Raw genomic sequence first — 4,718 nt, 5'->3', positions numbered from 1 at the left:
GCTCTTGCCGAACTGCCGCAGGTTGCCGTTGGGGTCCGGGTAGTCGGGCGGGGTCGAAACGAGCGTGCCGGCCTCGTCGTGGACCGGGAGTTGCTTCCACGTGGCGCCGCCGTCGGCGGACACCTCGACGAAGCCGAAGTCCCAGTCCTCCTCCAGGACGTAGTCGCTCCACCACCGGAACTTCACGTCGGAGCCCGCGGGCACCGCGACGTCACGGACGATCTTGACGTCCGCCCAGTCCTGGTCGTTGCTGGAGTACCACGCCTTTTGGCCACTGTGCGGCGTGCTGAATCTGATCACCTTGTCCGGGAGGTTGACCCGCACGGCCTGTTCGGTGCCCTTGGGCGTCTTGGCCGCCTGCCCGATGGTGACCAGCTTGGCGTTGTCGCCCGCCTTGAGCACCTTGGGCGTCAACCAGCCCAGCGAGTACTTGGACCACGCGCTCATGTGCGCGGGCATCGACTGGAACAGCGGACCGGAATGGGACCCGCTCGCCATCAGGTCCCAGAAGTTGACGTTCGACTGCGCGCCGCTGAAGTTGTCGTACAGGTCCGGCAGACCGAGGTCGTGGCCGTACTCGTGGGCGAACACACCCACTCCGGAGTCCTCCGGCTGCACGATGTAGTTGGCGACCTTCACCTGGGTCCCGGGAACCGTGTACCCGTTGGGCACCGAGCTCGCGTGCGCCCAGATCGCGTACGTGCCCTCGGCGCCGCCGTTGGCGGATTTGTCCTTGCCCGCGTGTACGAGGACCAGGTGGTCGACCACACCGTCCGGCTCCTGCGTGTTGCCGTCGCCGTCGGCGTCGCCGACATCCTCCTTGTCGTAGTCGGCCCACGGGAAGTTCGGTTGGCTACGGGCGAGTTCGTCCACCGCGTCGATCGCGAGTTGCTGGGGCCCCCGCGGGTTGTTCGGATGTCCGCCCATGTCCTGTTCGCGCGCCCCGCAACGGCCGGCGCCGTACCACGCCTCGGAGTGCGGAGCCTTGATCCACGACGTGGCTGTGCCGGAGACGGTGTACTTGCCGCCCGACATCTCCTCGTACATGTTCTTCATCGTGTAGCCGGAGACGTCGATGCCCGGCTTGCCGTCGGGACCGGTCAGGTCCTTGCGCATGCGTTCGGTGATGCCCTGCTTGGTGTAGAGCATCTTGTTGAAGTGCTCTGGGCTGAAGTTGTCGACCCACTGCGAGTTGTTGTCGTGCCCGGTAAGCGCCGGGTCGGGGATGCTGTTGTGCAGCGGCCCGTTCTTGATCGTGCCGGGCGGTTCGAGTACGCACGAGGGGTCGGCGACGCTCGCCCGGCGATTGAAGCCGGAGAAGTCGTCGTTGGCGTTCTCGTTGAACTCGACGAGGATCGTGAGCAGTTTGGCTTCCTGCTTCGTACCGGCCGCCAAGCCGCTGCGCTCCGCCTTGACCTGCTCCGGGCTCTTGCCGGTGCGCTGGGCCTCGGCCTCCAGGAGCCGCAGTTGGGACGCCGCGCGCGGGTTGCCCTCGCGATCCTTGCGGCTGCCGCCCTCCTTGGCCTTGCGGGCCTTGTCCGCGCCGGTCTGCGCGGCGTCGTCGGAGGTGTCGTGACCGTCCTCGGACTCGACGGCGTTGAAGTACTGGTCGTCGGGGCCGGGATTCCACACGGCTCTGGTGTCGTCCACTCGCGCGGTCACGGCGGACGACGCGCCGGTGGCGGCCGTGAGGCCCGTGACCGCCAGAACCGAGGCCGACAGTAACGTCACCGGGCCACGGAAACGCCGGATGCCTCGCGGCGGGGTTCCGCCGCGTCCGGGTATCGCTCGACTCAAGATGGTCCCCCTTCCGCCCGGGAGGTGATCCCGAGCGCGAAGCGACGCCGATCAGGGTGCTGTGGTGCCGTACGCACCCACGACGTCGAGCTGATTCGGCAAAACCCGACGCCTGCCCCCCACCAACCGTCGGGTCACGGCGGTGGCGAGAGTTGGGCCGGGCGTCCGGACACTAGAGGCGGGAGTGACGAGAGAGGCAGGGGAGGCCGAGATCTCTTTGGAAAAGCTTTACTCAATTATTGGCGGGGCGTGTCCGACGAACGAGCGGGGCACTCTTGATCGACTCCGGTCCGCCGACCTCGGCGCACGATCTCGGCGCGCCCGCGCAACTCGTCGACGGATGGCCGAACTTCGACCCCCGCCGACCGGGCCTCGCTACCGGGCGGTCGGCCTCGCGGCCGGCCGCCCGAAGGGCCGGGTGCTGTCGAGCGGTCACTGCCGTGCCCGGTCGGCCTCCCGAACGGCGTGCAGGTGGATGAGGACGTCGTAGGAGCGGCCGATCGCGATCTGCCCGAGCGGGTACGGATATTGCGTGCCCATGTCGTACGTGGGCCGGCTGACGCCCAGCCAATCGCGCGCCGCGCGCGGGGCGTTGCGCAGGTCGAGGTAGTAGTCCCGGTGACCGACCCGATCGAGGGTGTACTCGTTCGAGCCGGGCTCGGCGGCGCCCACGGTGAACGTCTTCCAGTCGCCGCCGAGGGCGGCGTCCTTCGACAGAAAGGAACCCCGATCGAAGGTGAAGCCGATGGGAAGGTAGTCGCGGCCCATGGCGTCGCGCAGGAACGACCCCTGCGTCTTGGGATACGTCTTGGGGTCTCCCGCGACGTAGCCGACGTGGCCGTTGTGTGCCGACACCAGGATCTTGTGGCCGGTGTGCCGGTGCCACCAGGTCACGTTGCGGGCCATCACCTCGTCGCGGAAGCGCTCGAAAGTGGTCACCGAGTCCGGGTCGGTGACGTCGATGGTGAGGAACGTGGCGGTGTCCGCGATGGATCGGGCGTTCTGCTCGGCCCAGGCGAACGCGTCGGTGCCGGAGTCCTCGCGACCGCCGATCAGTTCCAGGACCTGCCGGGCCTTGGCCGCGAGCCGCTGCCGTTCCGCGAGCGGCCTGCCCAGGTAGGCGTAGACGTCGTCGATGGGGCGCAATCCGGTGTACAGCTCGTCCACGCGCGACAGCAAGTCCGGGTGATGGCGGCCCACATAGCCGGTCACCCGTCCGAAGAACTCGTCGCTCAGGGTGGGGGCGCCGACGTCGGCGCCCATGAAGTGGACCGTCCGGTAGGGATGGCGGCGGTTGTATTCGCGCATCCACCGGATCAGACTCACGAACTCCTCGCGGTCCCACGGCGAACCGGCCAGCGTCTCCTTGGCCACCGTGCGGGCGTCGCCCTTGCCACTGTGGAGATATTCGTCGATCAGGAGGCCGGCGGACCAACTCAGTTCGAGGGAGAAGGTGGTGAAGCCCTTCTCCTCGACGAGGTAGCGAAAGACGCGCTCCTTCATGGTGAAGAACTCGTGGGAGCCGTGGGTGGCCTCGCCGAGGCCGACCACCTCGGCGTCGCGGATCATCGCGCCCAAGGCCCGCAGGTCGGCCGTGTTCGTCCCGGGCTCGGTCGAACACAGCCGGTGCGCCGCCTCCTCCAGGGCCCGGATCGGGTTCCGCGTCGCGCCGGACGGGTCGACGGGGGCCGCCCGGGCGGCCTGGACCGGCAGCGGAGCCACGACGGTTCCCGTCGCCACCACCGCTGCCGTCAACAGTCCTCGTCGGCTGATGCGTGTCCGGGATTCGGCATCCATGCCGCTCACCTCTCGCTCGCGATTCGCAACGTGGGGAGGATCGTCGCCGACGCGGGCGGGATCGCGCATTGGGGCGCGGCCACCGATTTTCGCCGGAGCTTCCTCCATATCGACGTAGCGGCGGTGGCCGGTCGTCGATTCGGGGTGGAAACGGTCTTCCGGCGCGCGTGAGCCGGGCAACGGACGCGGCGCGTTGGCACGTTGGGGTTCACATCCGCCAAGTGCGACGCCGATCCGCGACCCCTGAAGTACGCTCCGTGTCGAAATGGCGACACAGGGTGGGGAGCCGCACGTGGTGAGTGATGACGTGGTGGTGGTGGCCGGTCGATACCGCCTCGTGACGCGGGTCGGTGCCGGCGGGATGGGCATCGTCTGGCAGGCGCGAGACGAGTTGCTGCGGCGCCCGGTGGCGATCAAGTGTGCGCGGGTGAACGATCCGCAGAGCGTGGAGCGCCTCAAGGTCGAGGCGGCCATCGCGGCGGGATTCGACAGCCCGCACATCGTCACGGTGCACGACGTACGGGTCGAGGACGACACGTGGTGGCTGGTGATGGAGTACGTCGAATCGCGCAGCCTCAGGCAACTCATGACGGACTCCGGGCATGTCCTGACGCCGGCGCGGGTGGCGTGGATCGGATGGCAGATCGCGGAGGCGCTTCGGGAGGTGCACGCGCATCTCGTGGTGCACGGAGACGTGACGCCGGAGAACATCCTGGTGACCGCGAACGGAACCGCCAAGCTTGCCGACTTCGGGATCTCGCGGGCGTTGGGCGCGGAGGGCACCCGCACCGAGGGCGGCATGGTGCAGGGAAAGCCCCGCTACCTGGCGCCGGAGGTGGTCCGGGGCGAGGGAGCGGGTCGAGCCTCGGACGTGTTCTCGCTGGGGGCCTCGCTGTTCGCCGCCCTCGAAGGGCACTCGCCGTACGGCAGGAGTGACGACGTACAGACCCTCCTCGGGCGGGCCCGCGACGGCCGCATCGACCGACCGGTCGCCTCCGGGGAACTGGGCCCACTGCTGTCGGAGTTGCTGCGGGTGCGGCCGACGCGACGTCCCGAGCCGGGCGACGTGGTGCGGCGACTTCGCACCATGGCGCCGCCGGACGACGTGCCGGCGCCGGGCGCGC

Annotated in this window: 4 protein-coding genes; 2 read left to right on the top strand and 2 right to left on the bottom strand. The window is 68.9% G+C overall.

Translation table 11 applies throughout. The annotated features are described in order from the left end of the window. Together GT354_RS14075 and GT354_RS14070 are read right to left on the bottom strand one after the other, a co-directional pair. On the bottom strand, window positions 1-1,731 hold a 1,731-nt coding region (locus tag GT354_RS14075; RefSeq protein ID WP_161356651.1), incomplete at its 3' end, for an immune inhibitor A domain-containing protein. Between the two features lie 498 nt (window positions 1,732-2,229). Further along, a complete protein-coding gene (locus tag GT354_RS14070; protein ID WP_161356650.1) occupies window positions 2,230-3,594 on the bottom strand; it encodes an erythromycin esterase family protein in 1,365 nt (454 codons plus the stop codon). A 30-nt stretch (window positions 3,595-3,624) separates the two neighbouring features. Here GT354_RS14070 and GT354_RS14065 point away from each other — a divergent pair, with 30 nt between their 5' ends. Next, the gene (locus GT354_RS14065; protein WP_161356649.1) at window positions 3,625-3,765 is read left to right on the top strand and encodes a hypothetical protein; all 141 of its coding nucleotides are present in this window, start codon (window positions 3,625-3,627) and stop codon (window positions 3,763-3,765) included. Window positions 3,766-3,889: 124 nt separating this feature from the next. Beyond that, window positions 3,890-4,718, top strand: an 829-nt coding sequence (locus GT354_RS14060) for a serine/threonine-protein kinase (RefSeq protein WP_161356648.1), incomplete at its 3' end; no start/stop codon positions are given.

The sequence above is a fragment of the Streptomyces sp. SID3343 genome (assembly GCF_009865215.1).
GTDB lineage: Bacteria > Actinomycetota > Actinomycetes > Streptomycetales > Streptomycetaceae > Embleya.
Note: the sequence above shows the minus strand (reverse complement) of the source record. Positions and strands in the feature narration are given on the sequence as shown.